General features: G+C 71.5%; 10 protein-coding genes. 8 read left to right on the top strand and 2 right to left on the bottom strand.

Translation table 11 applies throughout. The features are described 5' to 3' along the window. Positions 1 to 94: 94 nt before the first annotated feature. From Ade02nite_RS08925 to Ade02nite_RS08905, 5 genes are all read left to right on the top strand, one after another. On the top strand, positions 95 to 1,939 hold the full coding sequence (locus Ade02nite_RS08925; RefSeq protein WP_203761078.1) for an MBL fold metallo-hydrolase: 1,845 nt from the start codon (positions 95 to 97) through the stop codon (positions 1,937 to 1,939). Then, positions 1,936 to 2,976, top strand: coding sequence for a LacI family DNA-binding transcriptional regulator (locus tag Ade02nite_RS08920; RefSeq protein WP_203761077.1), 1,041 nt, complete (start codon positions 1,936 to 1,938; stop codon positions 2,974 to 2,976). The genes Ade02nite_RS08925 and Ade02nite_RS08920 overlap by 4 nt, the downstream gene beginning before the upstream one ends. Before the next feature lie 67 nt (positions 2,977 to 3,043). Next, the gene (locus tag Ade02nite_RS08915) at positions 3,044 to 4,861 is read left to right on the top strand and encodes an ROK family protein (protein WP_203761076.1); all 1,818 of its coding nucleotides are present in this window, start codon (positions 3,044 to 3,046) and stop codon (positions 4,859 to 4,861) included. Beyond that, entirely contained in the window at positions 4,858 to 7,485 is a 2,628-nt protein-coding gene (locus Ade02nite_RS08910; RefSeq protein ID WP_203761075.1) for an alpha-mannosidase, read from the top strand. The genes Ade02nite_RS08915 and Ade02nite_RS08910 overlap by 4 nt, the downstream gene beginning before the upstream one ends. Before the next feature lie 60 nt (positions 7,486 to 7,545). After that, positions 7,546 to 8,166 (top strand): dihydrofolate reductase family protein, encoded by a 621-nt coding sequence (locus Ade02nite_RS08905; RefSeq protein ID WP_203761074.1) that lies wholly within the window; start codon positions 7,546 to 7,548, stop codon positions 8,164 to 8,166. Here the strand turns inward: Ade02nite_RS08905 and Ade02nite_RS08900 are convergent. Further along, the gene (locus Ade02nite_RS08900) at positions 8,156 to 10,348 is read right to left on the bottom strand and encodes a YyaL domain-containing protein (RefSeq protein ID WP_203761073.1); all 2,193 of its coding nucleotides are present in this window, start codon (positions 10,346 to 10,348) and stop codon (positions 8,156 to 8,158) included. The two genes, Ade02nite_RS08905 and Ade02nite_RS08900, sit on opposite strands and share 11 nt — an antisense overlap. Before the next feature lie 172 nt (positions 10,349 to 10,520). Here Ade02nite_RS08900 and Ade02nite_RS08895 point away from each other — a divergent pair, with 172 nt between their 5' ends. From Ade02nite_RS08895 to Ade02nite_RS08885, 3 genes are read left to right on the top strand one after another with little or no spacing between them, the layout of a single operon-like run. Beyond that, complete coding sequence (locus Ade02nite_RS08895; RefSeq protein ID WP_203761072.1) at positions 10,521 to 11,903, top strand: extracellular solute-binding protein; 1,383 nt, start codon at positions 10,521 to 10,523, stop codon at positions 11,901 to 11,903. Between the two features lie 7 nt (positions 11,904 to 11,910). After that, positions 11,911 to 12,825 carry a carbohydrate ABC transporter permease gene (locus Ade02nite_RS08890; protein ID WP_203761071.1) on the top strand — a complete coding sequence of 305 codons (915 nt, stop codon included), beginning with the start codon at positions 11,911 to 11,913 and terminating at the stop codon, positions 12,823 to 12,825. Continuing rightward, positions 12,825 to 13,742, top strand: a complete 918-nt coding sequence (locus Ade02nite_RS08885; protein WP_203761070.1) for a carbohydrate ABC transporter permease — start codon at positions 12,825 to 12,827, stop codon at positions 13,740 to 13,742. Before Ade02nite_RS08890 ends, Ade02nite_RS08885 begins: the two co-directional genes overlap by 1 nt. A gap of 223 nt (positions 13,743 to 13,965) precedes the next feature. Here Ade02nite_RS08885 and Ade02nite_RS08880 read toward each other — a convergent pair whose 3' ends face one another. Beyond that, the gene (locus Ade02nite_RS08880) at positions 13,966 to 15,813 is read right to left on the bottom strand and encodes an MFS transporter (RefSeq protein ID WP_203761069.1); all 1,848 of its coding nucleotides are present in this window, start codon (positions 15,811 to 15,813) and stop codon (positions 13,966 to 13,968) included. Between the last annotated feature and the right edge of the window lie 93 nt (positions 15,814 to 15,906).

Raw genomic sequence — 15,906 nt, 5'->3', positions numbered from 1 at the left:
GTTGTGGGAACGATATCAGAAGCGTTCACCTCGCAGTGTCCTCTGTGGAAGTGCTTCTCTTCTCCTGAGAAAGTGGGATCGATACCATCGCGGAATGCCACCCCTCGCCGAGATCGCGCCCGGCGTCTTCCGGGTTGCCGACACCTGCAACGTCTACGTCATCCGCGACCCGGGTGGAAGCCGCACCGCCGTGGCGGTCGACTTCGGATCGGGTCGCGCCTTCGAGCACCTGGCCGCCATGGGCGTCGACCGGATCACCGACGTCCTGATGACCCACCACCACCGTGACCAGGCGCAGGGCCTCGCCTGGGCGGTCGCCGAGGGTGTGCGCGTGCACGTGCCGGCCGCCGAGCGCGAGCTCTTCGACGACGTCGAGGAGATGTGGCAGGGCCGCACCCTGCGCAACGACTACAACCTGCGGCAGGACCGGTTCTCGCTGCTGGAGCCGGTGCCGGTGCACGACGTGGTGCCCGAGTACCGGCGCCGCACGTACGCGGGAACGAGCGTGACCGTGCTGCCCACGCCGGGGCACACCACGGGCTCCACGACGTACGTGATCGAGCGCGCGGGGCGGCGGATCGCGTTCACCGGCGACCTGATCTACGCGCCCGGCAAGGTCTGGTCGCTGGCGGCCACCCAGTGGTCGTACGTCGAGAACGAGGGCCCGGCGATGACCGTGCTGAGCTGCCTCACGCTGGCCGGGCACGACCTCGACCAGCTGCTGCCGTCGCACGGCGAGCCGATCGAGGCGCCCGCGGAGGCCCTGCTCCTGCTCGCCCGGCGGATGAACGCGTACGTGGACTCGCGCCGCCCGTACCCCTGGGATCTGGCGGACTGGCTCGAGAACCCGTTCCTGCCGCTCACCGAGCACCTGCTGCAGAACCGCACCGGCAGCGCGTGCAGCTACGCGCTGCTCTCGCGGACCGGCGCGGCCCTGCTGATCGACTACGGGTACGACATGCAGACCGGCCTGCCGCCCGGCGGCGACCGTGCCTCCCGGCGGCCGTGGCTGGGCTCGCTGCCGGCGCTGCGCAGGCGGTACGGGGTGACGGCCGTCGAGGTGGCGCTGCCGACCCACTACCACGACGACCACGTGGCCGGGATGAACCTGCTCCGCGAGGTCGAGGGCACCGAGGTGTGGGCCCCGGAGCACGTCGCGGACATCCTCGAGGCGCCGATGGAGCACGACCTGCCGTGCCAGTGGTTCGACCCGATCCCGGTCGACCGGCGGCTGCCGCTGGGCGGCACGGTGCGCTGGCACGAATACGAGATCACGGTGCACGACCTGCCCGGGCACACGCTCTACCAGGCGGCGTACGAGTTCGTCGCGGACGGCGTACGCGTGCTCGCCACCGGCGATCAGCAGGTCGGCATGGGCGCCGCCGGCGGACCGCGCGAGGTCCTGAACTACCAGTACCGCAACCGGTTCCGCCTCGGCGACTACCAGGCCTGTGCCCGCCTCTACCGCGCCGTCGCGCCGCAGCTGATGATCTTCGGGCACTGGCCGGCGCGCTGGGTCGACGAGGACTACTTCGCGCTGGTGGCCTGGGAGGCGGACGAGCAGGACCGGCTGCACCGCGAGCTGCTGCCGCTCGACGAGGTGGAGGCCGAGGCCGACGGGGTGATGGCGAGCATTGCGCCCTACTACTCGCGGGCGGAAACTGGTGCGGTCGTCCGCCTGCGGGTGCTGCTGCGCAATCCGTTCCGGGCCGCGCAGAAGGCGGTGGTGCGGGTGGCGCTGCCGGTAGGGTGGGTGGCCGTGCCGGACGTGGCGACCGTCTCGCTGCCCGCGCTGGGCCGCGAGGAGACCGAGATCGAGGTGACGACCGGCCCGCCGCGGCGCCGGGCCCGCCTGGCGGTCGACGTCAGCATCGGCCGGCTCCACCTCGGCCAGCACGCCGAAGCGATCATGGATGTACGGGAGAGAGGGTCGACGTGACGGCTGGGGGTGCGGCGGGCCGGGCCGGGGATGTGGCGCGGCGGGCCACGATCCGGGAGGTGGCCGAGGCGGCCGGGGTGTCCCGGTCCACCGCGTCGCGGGCGCTGACCGGGCAGGGCTACGTGGCGCCGCAGGTGCGCGACCGGGTCCGCGCGGTCGCCGACGGCCTCGGCTACGTGCCCGACGCGACCGCCCGCCACCTGCGCCGGCAGGCCAGCCAGTCGATCGGCGTGCTCCTGTCCGACCTGGCCAACCCGTTCTACGCCGGGCTCGCCGCCGGCATCAGCCAGCAGGCCCGCAAGCGGCAGTACACGATGATGCTCGCCGACGACGGCGGGTCCGCCGGGGTCGAGGCCGAGGCCGCTGAGACGTTTGTGGCGCTGCGCGTGGCCGGGGTCATCGTGACGCCGGTATCGGCTCACCTCGCCTCCTACCTGGCCCGCCAGCGCATCCCGGTCGTCGAGGTGGACCGCCAGTTCTCGGCCGGCGCGTGCGACGCGGTGCTCGTCGACAACGGCAGCGCCGCCCAAAAGGTCACCACCCAGCTGATCGAAAGCGGTCACCGGCGCATCGCCCTCGTCATCGACGAGATGCACTGGACGACCGGCCGCGACCGCCTCGCCGGCTATCGGGCGGCGTTCGGCGCGGCCGGCCTGCCGCTGGACGAGTCGCTGGTCGTCAGCGCCGGATGGGACGTCGAGGCGGCGCGCGTCGAGATCCGCAAGCTGCTGGGCCGCGCCGAGCCGCCGACGGCCCTGTTCGCCGCCAACAACGTGCTCGCCGAGGCGGCGTTCCGCACCGCGGCGGAGCTGGGCCTGGCGATTCCCGGGCAGCTGAGCCTGGTGTCCTTCGACGACGTCCCGTGGATGAGCATGGTGACCCCCGGCGTGACGGCCGTGCGGCAGGACACGGCGGCCCTCGGCGAGGCGGCGGTCTCCCAGCTCATTGAACGAATTCAGTCACCGCTCGCGCCCGTGCGCACCGTGCTGCTCTCCGCCTCCATCGTCACGCGTGGATCGACGGCCCCACCCGCCTGACACTTGACCCGCCCGCGCCACTCCTCCTACGCTCGCCGATGTGGGATCGATCCCATATGGAGGCGCCGTGAGTTCGCCCGATCCGCTGGCACCCTTCTCCGCCGGGCACATGCCCTTCTCCGCCGGCGCCGGATCCGGGCCGGCGTCCCTCCCCGCGGGCGGCGGATCCGTGCTCGCGTCCTTCTCCGCCGGCGCCGGGCCCGTGCTGGGGCTCGACATCGGCGGCACCAAGCTGGCCGCGGCCGTCATCACCGCCGACGGTTTCGCCCACGGCGTGGTGGTCGAGCCGACTCCGCACACCGGCGACTGGCGGCCGGCCGTCTCGTGCCTGTTCGCCATAGGACACCGGGCCATCGGCAAGGCCGGTCTCGGCCCGGTGCGCGCCGTCGGCATCGCCTGCGGCGGGCCCCTGGATGCGCCGTCCGGCACGCTGATGAGCCCACCCCACCTGCCCGGCTGGGAACGGGTGCCGATCGGCCCGCTCGCCGCGGAAGCCTTCGGCGTGCCGGCCGCCCTGCGCAACGACGCCACCGCGGCGGCGGTGGCCGAATACCGCTTCGGCGCCGGCCGCGGAACGGCCACCATGCTGTACCTGACGGTGTCGACGGGCATCGGCGGCGGCGCCGTCCTCAACGGCACCCTGCACCACGGCGCGGCCGGCAACGGCGGCGAGTTCGGCCACATCATCGTCCGCCGGGACGGCCGGCGTTGCGCCTGCGGCCGCCGCGGCTGCGTGGAGGCCTACGCCTCGGGAAGCGCCATCGCGGAACGCGCGCGCGAAGCCCTCGCCGCCGCACGAACGGCGCAGGCCCGCGAAGGACGGATCTCGCGGCTCGCCGCCCTGCCGGTGGTGACCGCGGCGGACGTGGCGGCGGCAGCCGCGGCGGGCGACCCGCTCGCCCGGAGCGTGTGGGCCGAGACCGTCGACCTGCTCGGCGCGGCCGTCGCCGACCTGGTGAACGTCTTCGAGCCCGACCTGGTGGTGCTGGGCGGCGGCGTCACCCGCTCCGGCGCGATGCTCCTCGACCCGGTGCGCGAGGTGGTCGCCCGCGAGGCCATGCCCCCGGCGGCCGGCGCGGCCCGGATCGAGCCCGCCGCGCTCGGCGATCTGGTGGGAGTGGTCGGCGCGGGGGTGGTCGCGCTCGCCCTGTCCCGCGAGTTCGCCGAGACAGAACGTTCGTTCTCTCTTGGTGGCGGCGGGCCGACGAGCGACGCCGCCGAGACAGAACGTTCGTTCTCTTCGGCCCGGGCGGTGCCGCCGCCGCGTGCGGATGCCGAGACAGAACGTTCGTTCTCTCTGAGCGGTGAAGCCGACGCGACGCCAGTCGACGGCCTCGATGAGCACCTGTCGGTGGCCTCGGCCATGGGTCCCCTCACCGCCGAGATTCGTGAGACCGGCGACCTGATCTGCCGGCGGCTGGCCGGCGGCGCGACGATCTGGACCTTCGGCAACGGGGGCAGCGCGGCCGACGCGCAGCATCTCACCGGTGAGCTGGTCGGCCACTTCAAGCGTGCGCGGCGTCCGCTGCCCGCGGTCACGCTCAGCGCCGATCCGAGCGTCCTGACCTGTGTCGCCAACGATTTCTCGTACGCCGACGTCTTCGCCCGGCAGATCGAGGCGCTCGCCCGTCCCGGCGATGTGGTGGTCGCCTTCACGACCACGGGCCGGTCGCCCAACGTCACCGGGGCGCTGGCCGCGGCGCAGGCGCGCGGCGCGTACACCTTGTTGTTCGCCGGCGGTGACGGTGGGCCGGCCAGGGTCCACGCCGACCGCGCGCTGCTCGTCCCGTCCAAGAGCACCCAGCGCGTTCAGGAGATGCACACACTCATGCTGCACATGATCAGCGAGATGGTGGACGCCTGGGCCGCGGGGGAGACCCCGTGACCGCCCCGATGGCGAACGCGCCGAACGGCGACCAGCCTCTCCCGCAGCGCGGCCGTGACCGGCCCGCCGCGACGCCGGACCGTACCCTGCACATGGTCGGCAACGCCCACCTCGACCCGGTGTGGCTGTGGCCGTGGCAGGAGGGCTACCAGGAGGCGCGGGCCACCTTCTGGTCGGCGATCCACCGCATGGACGAATACCCGGACTTCGTCTTCACCTGCAATCAGGTGGTGCTGTTGTCCTGGGTGGAGGAGTCCGACCCGGAGCTGTTCGCCCGGATCCGCCGGCGCGTCGCGGAGGGGCGCTGGCAGCTCGTGGGCGGCTGGTGGGTCGAGCCCGACTGCAACCTGCCGGCCGGCGAGTCGTTCGTGCGCCAGGGCCTTGTCGGCCAGCGTTACCTGCGCGAGCGGTTCGGGGTCACCGCGACCGTCGGCATGAACGTCGACCCGTTCGGCCACCACGGCATGCTCCCGCAGATCCTCCGGGGGCAGGGCCTGAGCTCGTACGTCTTCACGCGTCCCGGACCGCACGAGACCAGCCTGGCGGGCACCGCGTTCTGGTGGGAGTCGCCGGACGGCTCGCGCGTGCTGGGCTACCGCATCCCGTACGAGTACTGCAGCCCGCCCGGCGAGGTGGGCTTTCAGGTCGACAAGTCGCTCGGCGCCGCCGACCCCGCCCTCGGCGATCTGATGATCTTCTTCGGGGTCGGGAACCACGGCGGCGGCCCGACCCGCGCCAACATCGAGTCCATTCACCGGTACGACCGCATGGGCTCGTTCGGGCGCATGGTGATCTCCTCGCCCGGCCGCTACCTCGACGAGCTCGCCAAGCGTCTCGGCGAGGACGGCCTGAACGCGCTGCCGGTGTGGCACGGCGACCTTCAGATGCACGCGCCCGGCTGCTACTCGGCGCACTCCGGCATCAAGAAGTGGCAGCGCCGCGCCCAGGCCGCGATCCTGTCCGCCGAGCGCTGGGCGGTGGTCGGCGCCGCGCTGTTCGGGCTCGAACCGCCCCGCGCCGACCTGGCCCGGGCGTGGCGGCAGATCCTGTTCAACCAGTTCCACGACGTGCTGCCCGGTTCCGCGATCGAGACGGCGTACGACGACGCGCGCGACCAGCTCGGCGAGGCGGTCGCGATCGCCAAGCGGATCGTCGCGCGCACGCACAACGTCATCGCGCGGCAGGTCGACATCCCGCTCGAGGAGGGCACCCAGCCGGTGCTGGTGTTCAATCCGCACCCGTGGGAGGTGACCGCGGAGGTCGAGCTGCAGTACGGCGGGCAGCTCGCCGGCGTGCACGTGCCCGGGGCGCTGTCGCAGCCGATCCAGCCGGTCGCGACCACCGACGACCCGGCGCGCGGCGCGATCGTCTTCGAGGCGGCCGTGCCCGCGTTCGGCTATCGGCTCTTCCGCTTGCGCCCCGGCACGCAGGCCGCGGAGACGTCGCTGCGCGCCTCGCCGCGGGTGCTGGAGAACGCGGTCCTGCGCGCGGAGTTCGACCCGTCGACCGGGTGGCTGTCGTCGCTGCTCGACAAGCGCACCGGCGCCGACCTGGTGGCCGGCGCGCACGGCGAGCACACGCAGATCAGCCAGGATCCGACGGACACGTGGGGGCATCACGTCCGCTCGTACCGGTGGCCGGGCGTGGCCATGCGCACCACCCGGATGACGCTGCGCGAGGCGGGCCCGCTGCGTGCCCGGCTGCGCGTCGAACGGGAGTGGAACCGCTCGACGCTGGTGGAGGAGTTCCTGCTGTCCCACGGCGCCGACCACCTCGAGGTCCGCGTCACCCTCGACTGGCGCGAACAGGCGCACCAGCTCAAGCTCTGCTTCCCGACGAGCCTGGCGCGCCCCGTCGCCACGTACGAGATCCCCTTCGGTGTCGTCCGGCGCCCGGTCGACGGCACCGAGAACCCGGCCCAGTCGTGGGTCGATCTGAGCGACACGGCGGCCGGCCTTGCTGTCGTGTCCGACGCCAAGCACGGGTACGACGTGTCGCCCGACCCGGCGAGCGTCGGCATGACGGCGGTCCGCAGCCCCGTCTACTCGTGGCACGACCCGCGCGAGCTCGACGCGGACGGCATCTACTCGTACCAGGACCAGGGTGTCCAGACGTTCCGCTACCTGCTGGTGCCGCACGCCGGCGACTGGCGCGCGGCCCGGCTGTCGCGCCGCGCGGCGGAGCTGGGCGCGCCGGTGCGGGCCATGCTGGAGAGCTTCCACCGCGGGGCGCTGCCGGCGTCGCAGAGCTACGTCGCCGACGGCGGCGGCCCGGTTATGGTCACGGCGGTCAAGGCGCACGAGGACGGCGACGACCTGATCGTCCGGGCGGTGGAGACCACGGGCAGCGCCGGCGAGACGACGATCGCCATCCCCCTGGCCGGAAGGTCGGTGACGGCAGCCTTCGGGCCGCATCAGATCCGGACGTTCCGGGTCCCGCTCGACGGCGGCGAGGTCCGCGAGACCGACCTGATCGAATGGGACCTGCCGGACGCGCCCCCGGTGCCGTCCGCTCCGGCCCCGGCGGCCCCGGCGGGAGCCCGGCACGCCGAACCGGACCGGGACTCGTCGGACGCGACCCTGCCCGCGGAGCGGCCGGCGCGCTTCTCCCCGTACGACCGATGAGTCTTGCCCTTGACGCCGGTCTGAGTGACGGAACGGAAACCGGAACGCACGGAGGACAGCATGGGCACGATCCACATCGACCTGTTCACGACGCTCGACCTGGTCGCGCAGGCGCCCGGTCACCCGGAGGAGGACACGGAGGGCGGCTTCCCGTTCGGCGGCTGGCAGGCGCCCCTGCCCGCCGAGGAGGTCGGCCAGGCGGTGCTGAAGGGCATGGAGGGCATGGACGCCCTGCTGCTGGGCCGCAAGACGTACGACATCTTCGCCGCTTACTGGCCCCACCAGGACGACGTGATCGGCCGCCTGTTCAACCGCATCCCCAAGTACGTGGCCTCGCGCGGCACCCCGGCGCTCGGCTGGGCGGGCTCGACGCTGCTCGGCCCCGACCTGCCGAGCGAGGTGCGCACCGCCCGCGACAAGCACGAGAGCATCCACGTGATCGGCAGCCTCGACCTGGTACAGACGCTGCTGCACGAGCGCCTCTTCGACCGCCTCAACCTGTGGGTCTACCCCCTCGTGCTCGGCACCGGCAAGAAGCTCTTCGGCGGCGGCGAGGTCCCGGCGAACCTGACCCTCGCGGAGCCCCCGGTCACCGCCTCGAACGGCGCGGTGCTGCTGCGGTACGCCCTCGCCGACGGCATCCCCGCCACCGGAGACATGCGCGTCACCGTCAACGAATGACGTCGGCCGGGCCTTCATCGGCCCGGCCTCTGTCGGTCCGGCTCTCCTCGGCCGGGCCCTCCTCGGCCGGGCCCTCCTCGGCCGAGTCCTCCTCGGCCGAGCCCTCCTCGGTCCAGCCCAGGGCGAGGGCCTGCTCGCAGGCGAGCAGCAGGACGCCGACGCTCCAGGCGTGCGAGAGGGTGAGCAGCATGCCCTTGGGCTGGAAGCAGGCGGTCTGGTAGTACCGCTCGCTGGCCATGCCCCGGTAGGCGTTGAAATCCCCGTCGAAGCGCGCGACGAACTGGCGGAAGCACGCCAGGGACTCGCGCGCCCGGGCGGCGTAATACGGGTCCCCGGTGGCGGCCGAGAGCTCGGCCATCTCGGCGGTGCAGATCAGCCCGTACGAGTGCAGATGAGGGTTGGCGGGCGACGCGTTGTCGGCGCCGCGCGAGGCGAAGCCGTAGACGTCCAGCAGCGTGCCGCGCGGGAATGCGGTGTTGTACGCGTACCGGAACGTCAGCATCCAGTCCGCGGCCCTGCTTGCCAGAGTCAACCATCTGGGTGACTGTGTCCGCCGGTAGAGCGCCATGTAGGCCATCACGGCGACATAGCCGTCCTCGGAGGTCGGTGCCAGGTCGACATCCTCGGGCGCCCCGAAGAGGAACTCGTCCCACACGAAGCGCGAGTAGTAGTCCCCGGCCCGAACGGCGGCGCCGAGATAGCGCCCATCGGGGTGGTCCCAGCGCGCGGCCTCGGCGAGCGCGCCCACCCACGCGAGTCCCGCGCACCCCTCCCACGAGAGCACCTCGCCGCTGAGCGCGTGATGCGCCGACCCGAGATTGCCGTCGTCCCGCTGCCGCGCCACCACAGCGTCCAGATTGGACCGGACCGCCCGCACCCACCCCGGCGAGCGGACGCCGCCTGGCAGGGCCGGGGGGATGACCGCCGGTGGCGGGGCCATTTCCGGCCGGCTTCCGGCTTCGGTCCCATGACGCGTGGCCGGGTCCTGTCCCGGATCGTCTGCCGGGCCGGCGAGGTCCAGGGCGCGGACGAGGAAGTGCGTCGCCTCGCCGAGCGTGCGTGAGTGCAGGGCGTGCTCGACCGGCGACCAGCTCTGCTGCCAGCCCATCGACCGATACCAGACGCCCCAGAACGTCCCCGACGGCGACAGCTCCGCACAGACGAAATCGATCACCCGAGCGGCGATCGATGCCTCCCCGGCGGGGCTGCCGGCTGTTGGAGAGCCTTCCGCGGCGGTGTCGATCTGGGTGGGGGTGTGTGGCGGGCCGGCCGTGGCGGTGCGGGCTTCGTGGGCGAGCAGGGCGTAGGCCCACGGGATGCCGCTGATCCAGCCGACGTGCATGGCCTGGCGGTCGACCACCAGGGCGTCCTGGCCACTGATGCCGCGGTCGAAGCCGACGGTCTCCAGCAGCACGCCCGGGTCGGCGTAGTGCCAGCGGCGCAGTCCGTCGGCCGTCAGGGCCGCTGCCTCCTCGATGGTGACCCATGGGCGGATCGGCGCTGCCGGGGCGAGCCGTGCGTGTTCCTCGCGCAGCACTGCCGCATAGCCGTGCCTGTCACAGTCAAGCAGGTACATAGCAAACTCAAGCGTGACAACAGCTCCCGCTTCCCACGTGTGGGCGCTGACCTCGGCGGGACGGGGCACATCGGTGCCGTCGTAGCTGACCGGCTCCTCCCGGAACGGGAACGTCAGGTGCACCGCGTCCGGCCCGAAGCCCAGCCCGGTCATGCCGAGCTGGGTGGTCTCGCCGGCCACCAGGGCCACGCCCGAGCCGCCCGCCCAGCCGAAGACCGCGGGGGTCGCGGCGCGATCGGCCCGGAACTCCCAGCGGTCACTCACCATCGCGGCCGGATCGGAGGGCCCGGGGGAGTAGCGCGGAAACACCCGCAGGCTGCCCGCCGGCCTGTTCTCGCCGTAGAACGCGCCGGGCACGAGCCACCACGGCTCCACCCCGCGCGGAAGGGGCACGCGGAAGCGCACGCATCCCCGTACCGCCGAACTGCCGTTGTTGGTCACCGTCAGCCGGACGCGGCGGCGACCGGTCGGTGCCGGCGGGCCGATCGTGAAGGCGGTCGTGAGCTGGGCGGGATCGTCCGCGCCGACTATCTCGGCGGTGGCGTTTAGCTCGGTGTGCTCCCGGGGTATCGCCGTGCCACCGGCGCCGTCCTCGCAGGGCTGCATGTGGAAACGTTGTCATACCCGTCGCGGCCTCGCCAGTCCGTCGTGGAATCGGTCCTGAGCTGCTGCGATACACATTCGTAACATTGACGTCTTGTGTGCTGTATCACTCTCGGATAGCGTCCGCTCTGGGATGGATCCCACATCGGGGAGGCCACTCATCGGGGAGGCCACTATGGAGATCAGGCGTACGGCCCTGCTGGCCGCCGGTGTCGCCCTCGTTCTCGGCGCGGTGTCGGGGACGGCCGGGTGTGAGTCGGGCAGCGACGACGGTGGCGGCGGCGGGGAGTCCGTGTCCTTCGACGCCAACGTCTCCGGGGCCTTGCGCGCCTGGGCCTTCGACAACGCGGACGACGTCGGCAAGGCCCGCATCGACTACGCCGCCAAGCAGCTCCAGGGCGTCTCGATCACGATGGACCAGACCGGCTTCGACGCGCAGAAGTTCACCACTCGGCTGGCCGGCGGCGACGTGCCCGACGTGGTGCAGATGGATCGGGAGTACGTGCCGACGTACGCCGCCCAGGGGTTGATCCTGCCGCTGGAGAAGTGCTTCTCGGCCAACAACGTCGACCCGAAGCAGCGCTGGTATCCCAACGTGGTCGGCGACGTGACGTACAAGGACCAGGTCTGGGCCGTTCCGCAGTTCTACCAGCCGCCGGCGATCATCCTGAACACCACCGTGATGGACGCCGCGGGCGTGCAGCCCGAGGACATCGACACCTCCAAGCCCGACGTGCTGCTCGCCGCGATCCAGAAGATGTACAAGGCGAGCGGTGGCGTGCCGACCACGCTCGGCTTCGACCCGCAGGCGGTCGGCCAGACGTACCTGTGGTTCATCAGCCAGGGCGGCAAGCTCGTCGGCGACAACGGCGCGCCCACCCTCGACGACCCGAGCAACATCTATCCGTTGGAGACACTCAAAAAGATAGTTGACGCGCAGGGCGGCTTCGCGAAGTACAAGGGCTTCACCGACGCGTTCGACACGTTCGGCGACAGCAACCAGTACGTTCGCAACCAGGTCGGCGCCCAGGTCAACGCGCAGTGGTACCCGAACGTGCTGTCCCCGTACAAGGACAAGATCAAGATCGGAGCGGTGCCTTTCCGGGGCAAGGACGGCCAGCCGGTCACTGTCGCGTACGGCGGCTCGTTCGTGATCCCCGCCAAGGCGAAGAACCCCAGCGCGGCCTGCAAGTGGGCGCTGGCGCTCACCGAGGACGGCTCGTGGGACGCGGCCGCGACGGCGCGCGCCGCCACCATCGAGAAGGACAAGGCGATCAACACGGGCCTGTTCACCGGCTCGCCCGGCCCGGACAAGACGATCCGCGACAAGTACGTCAAGCCCAGCGGCAACGCCGGCTTCGACCAGGTGATCAGCACGTACTACGACGTGGTCGCCACCGGCAAGAGCGCCGGCGCCTCGCCCGCGGGTCAGCAGCTCAAGCAGGAGCTGACCAACGCGATCACCTCGGCGCTGCTCGGCCAGAAGACCCCGCAGAAGGCGCTCGCCGACGCGCAGACGGCCACGATGTCGGCGTACCGCTCGATCGCCGGCAGCTGACCCCGCGATGGAGAGGCTCAAGCCCCGCAAGTACAACCGCCGGGAGGCGATCGCCGGTTACCTGTTCATCTCGCCCTGGATCCTCGGCTTCCTGATCTTCACGCTCGGCGCGATGATCTACAGCCTGTCCATCTCGTTCAGCCGTTTCAACCTGGCGACCAACAAGATGCGGCCGGCGGGCCTGGACAACTACCGGGCGCTGCTCGAGGACCCGCGCGTCGCCGGATCGCTCAAGAACACCCTGTTCTTCGCGATCCTGGCGGTGCCCCTCGAGATCATGCTCGCGCTCTTCCTGGCGATCCTGCTCAACCGTGTGAGGCGGGGTGCGGGCTTCTTCCGTACGGTGTACTACCTGCCCAAGATGACGCCCGCCGTGGCGACCGCGTCCATCTTCCTGCTGCTGCTCAACGGCAACACCGGCGCGATCAATTCGGCGCTGCGGGCGATCGGCATCGAGGGCCCGCAGTGGCTGGTCGACCCCGCGTGGGTGCGCCCGTCGATCGTGCTCATGGCGCTCTGGGGCGTCAGCGGCACGATGGTCATCTTCTTGGCGGCGCTGAAGAACGTCCCACGCGACCTGTACGAGGTGGCGTCGCTCGACGGCGCGGGCCCGGTGCGCCAGTTCTTCACCATCACCCTGCCGATGATCTCCGGCGCGGTGTTCTTCAACGTCATCATCCTGACGATCGCGGCGTTCCAGGTCTTCGATCAGGCCTACCTGCTGTTCTGGCGTGATCAGACGAACGTCGCCCCGGAGGCCTCGCTGTTCTACGCGGTCTACCTGTTCCAGCAGGCGTTCCGCCAGTTCAATTTCGGCTTCGCCGCGGCCATGGCCTGGCTGCTCTTCGTCATCCTGCTGATCCTGACCGCGATCCAAGTCAAGATCGGCAATCGGTACGTCTACTACGAAGGGGAGCGCTGATGGCGATCACCGCGCCTCCCGCGGCCCTGTCCCAGGCGGCGCCGCTCGACGAGCCGGGCGGCCCCCCGCCGCGCCGCCGCTGGACCGTCGGCCAGGTCCTGCTCACGGTGCTGCTGCTCGGCTTCACGGCGCTGTTCCTCTACCCGCTGGTGTGGCTGATCGCGGCGAGCCTCAAGCCGGCCGGCCAGGTCTTCGACAACGCGCTGATCCCGCACACGTGGCGCTTCGACAACTACGTCGAGGTGTGGAACCAGCTGCCCCTCCTGCACTGGATCTTCAACAGCGTCGCGATCGCCTTCCTGGCAGCCGCCTTCGTGTCCGTCTCCAGCTCGATCGTGGCGTTCGGCTTCGCCTACTTCCGCTTCCCCGGCCGCAACATCCTCTTCGGCCTCGTGCTGGCGACGATGATGCTCCCCGCGTCGGTCACGATGATCCCCACGTACCTGATCTGGAAGCAGACCGGCTTCCTCGGCACCTGGGTCCCCCTGTTCGGCGCGAACCTGTTCGGCTCGGCCTTCTACATCTTCCTGCAGCGCCAGTTCTTCCTGGGCCTGCCCCGAGAGCTCTTCGAGGCGGCCCGCATAGACGGCTCCAGCTATTGGCAACTGTTCTGGCGCATCGCGATGCCCCTGTCCATCCCGTCGTTCATCATCGTCTTCCTCTTCGAGTTCCAGGCCGCCTGGAACAACTTCCAGGGCGCCCTGATCTACCTCAACGCCGGCTCGGTCTCCGACTTCACGGCACCCCTGGGCGTCGCGTACGCCATGACGAAGTACAGCCCCACCGCCGGCGGCCAGGCCGACTATCAGTACGTCATGGTCGCGTCCCTACTGGTCACGCTGCCCATGCTGCTGCTGTTCAGCTTCGGCCAGCGCTACTTCATCGAGGGCGTCGCCACCCAGGGCCGCAAGGGCTGAGCGGTACGCGGCCAGGGCCGCCCTCGCGCAGGCAGCGCGCAGGCAGGGCCGCCCTCGCGCAGGCAGCGCGCAGGCAGGCCGCCCTCGCGCAGGCAGGGCCGCCCTTGCGTGGCCAGTCTCCGCGCTTGTTCACCGCCGTCCCCACCGACCGCGTTCCGGGCCCAACTGCCGCCACCGCTTCCCCACCGTTGGGTTCATCGGCCGCCGCCGTGGGTCCGTCGTGTCAGCGCTTCGCTTCCTCTGCTTTGGCGCTCGGGCCGAGGGCGGCGATGTCGCGGGCGCCGCGCAAGGGGGAGAGGAGCACGAAGATCGGCGCGATTGTCAGGCCCACCGCGATGACTGACAGAGTCATGCGGATGCCTAACAGTGTTCCCAGGGTGCCGCCGATCAGGGCGCCCAGGGGAAGCGCGCCCATCACCAGGAAGCGCATCGTGGCGTTGACGCGGCCGAGGATCGCCGGCGGGACGACCGCTTGGCGGTAGCTGAGCTGCGTGATGGCGTACACCAGTTGACCGCCGCCGCTCACCGTGATGCCGGCGACGAAGAAGAGGATGCGCCAGTCCTTGTCAGTCAAAGGGATGAGCAGGTTGAACGGACTGGTGACTGTCACAGACAGCCAGATGATCCGGGCCGAACCGAGCCGGCGCGCGAGCCGGGTGGCGATCGCCGCGGCCACGAGGGCGGCCGCCGAGCCGATCGAGAAGACCGTGCCCGCGACGGCGGCGCTCACGCCGACCGTGTCGACCAGGAAGAGGATGTTCAGCGCGTTGGCCGCGACGAAGAACAGGTTGGAGAGGGCGCTCGTCGCCGCGATGCCGCGCAGCACGGGATCGGCCAGCACGAAGCGCACGCCCTCTCGTGCCTCATGAAAGACGCCCGGCGGCGCAGGTGCCGCGATGCGCCGGAGCATGCGGCGTTTCGGGGTGGCCGCGCTTGCGGTTCCAGCGGTTTCAGGACGAGGACGAAGGCGGCGTGGGGTGTTGGCGGCCGCGGGCGCGGAGGTGGGTGTTCGGCCAAGCGGCAGGCGGCGTGGGGTGTTGGCCGCTGCGGGCGCGGAGGTGGGTGTTCGACGGATCTGCAGGCGGCGTGGGGCGTTGGTCGCCGTGGGCGTGGGGGTGGGTGTTCGGCCAAGCGGCAGGCGGCGCGGGGTGTTGGTCGCCGCGAGTGCGGAGGTGGGTGTTCGACGGAGCGGCAGGCGGCCCTGTGCAGTGGCGGCGGCCGTTGGTTCGGAGAGGCGCGCGTACCGGAAACGGGTGGGAGTGCGTGAGGGGTCAGCGGCGGAAGGGGCGAACTCGGGCGTCCGGGCTCGCGGAACGAGCCGGCGGGCGGTGGCGGGCGGCGGCTCCGGGGTTCGGACCCGCCAGAGGAAGACGGCGCTCAGGACGAAGCTGACGGCGTCGGCCAGCAGGGCGTTGGCCGCGCCGGACAGGTGGACGAGCCAGCCACCCAGGGCCGGGCCGGCTATTTGACCCGAGGCGCGTATCGCCTCCAGGGTGGCGTTGCCCTGGACCAGGTGGTGGCGGGGGACGATCGACGGCAGGTACGTCTGGTAGCCGATCTCGAAGACCACGCGCATCAGGCTCATCACCGCGGCCACCGCCAGCAGCAGGGCGAAGCTCAAGCCGTGCAGCGCGGCCGCGAGCGTCACCGTGCCCAGGGCCAGGGCGCGCACCAGGTCGGTGACGATCAAGATCGGCCTTCGCCGCCGGCGGTCGAGGAAGACGCCCGCGGGCAGGCCGATCAGGAAGAAGGCGCCATTCTGTACGGCGACGAGCACGCCCAACTGGAACGGGGTCGCGTCGAGCAGCTTGATGGCGACCAGCGGGAACGCGATGGCCGTGACATCGGTGCCGAGCTGGGTGACGGTCTGGCCGGCGGTGACGAGCCGGAAGTCCCGGTTGCGCCACAGCGAGGCCATCCCCGGCCCGTTCCCGCGCGTGCGGCGGCCAAACTTTCTCGCCCGGCGCTGCGGCGTGGTGATGCCGGTGATGGAGGTGCGGCTCGCCCGGCGTCGCGGCGAGGTGATGCCGGGGATGGAGTGGTTTCCCGCGCGGCGCTGCGGCGAGGTCATGCCAGGACGGGGCCGTGTCCCGCCCGGGACGGCGGCCGGTCGGCCGGGCGCGGTGGTGTGGTCAGGCGGGCTGGGCGCGGTGGTGGGTCGGGC

Source organism: Paractinoplanes deccanensis (assembly GCF_016862115.1).
Lineage (GTDB): Bacteria > Actinomycetota > Actinomycetes > Mycobacteriales > Micromonosporaceae > Actinoplanes > Actinoplanes deccanensis.
This window is presented reverse-complemented; position numbering and strand designations above follow the sequence as displayed.

Bases quoted from the DNA above. Each gene is read 5' to 3' on its own strand.
- Ade02nite_RS08925 (WP_203761078.1), top strand. From the start codon at position 95: ATGCCACCCCTCGCCGAGATCGCGCCCGGCGTCTTCCGGGTTGCCGAC.
- Ade02nite_RS08905 (WP_203761074.1), top strand. From the start codon at position 7,546: ATGGGCACGATCCACATCGACCTGTTCACGACGCTCGACCTGGTCGCG.
- Ade02nite_RS08900 (WP_203761073.1), bottom strand. From the start codon at position 10,348: ATGCAGCCCTGCGAGGACGGCGCCGGTGGCACGGCGATACCCCGGGAG.
- Ade02nite_RS08895 (WP_203761072.1), top strand. From the start codon at position 10,521: ATGGAGATCAGGCGTACGGCCCTGCTGGCCGCCGGTGTCGCCCTCGTT.
- Ade02nite_RS08890 (WP_203761071.1), top strand. From the start codon at position 11,911: ATGGAGAGGCTCAAGCCCCGCAAGTACAACCGCCGGGAGGCGATCGCC.
- Ade02nite_RS08885 (WP_203761070.1), top strand. From the start codon at position 12,825: ATGGCGATCACCGCGCCTCCCGCGGCCCTGTCCCAGGCGGCGCCGCTC.
- Ade02nite_RS08880 (WP_203761069.1), bottom strand. From the start codon at position 15,813: ATGACCTCGCCGCAGCGCCGCGCGGGAAACCACTCCATCCCCGGCATC.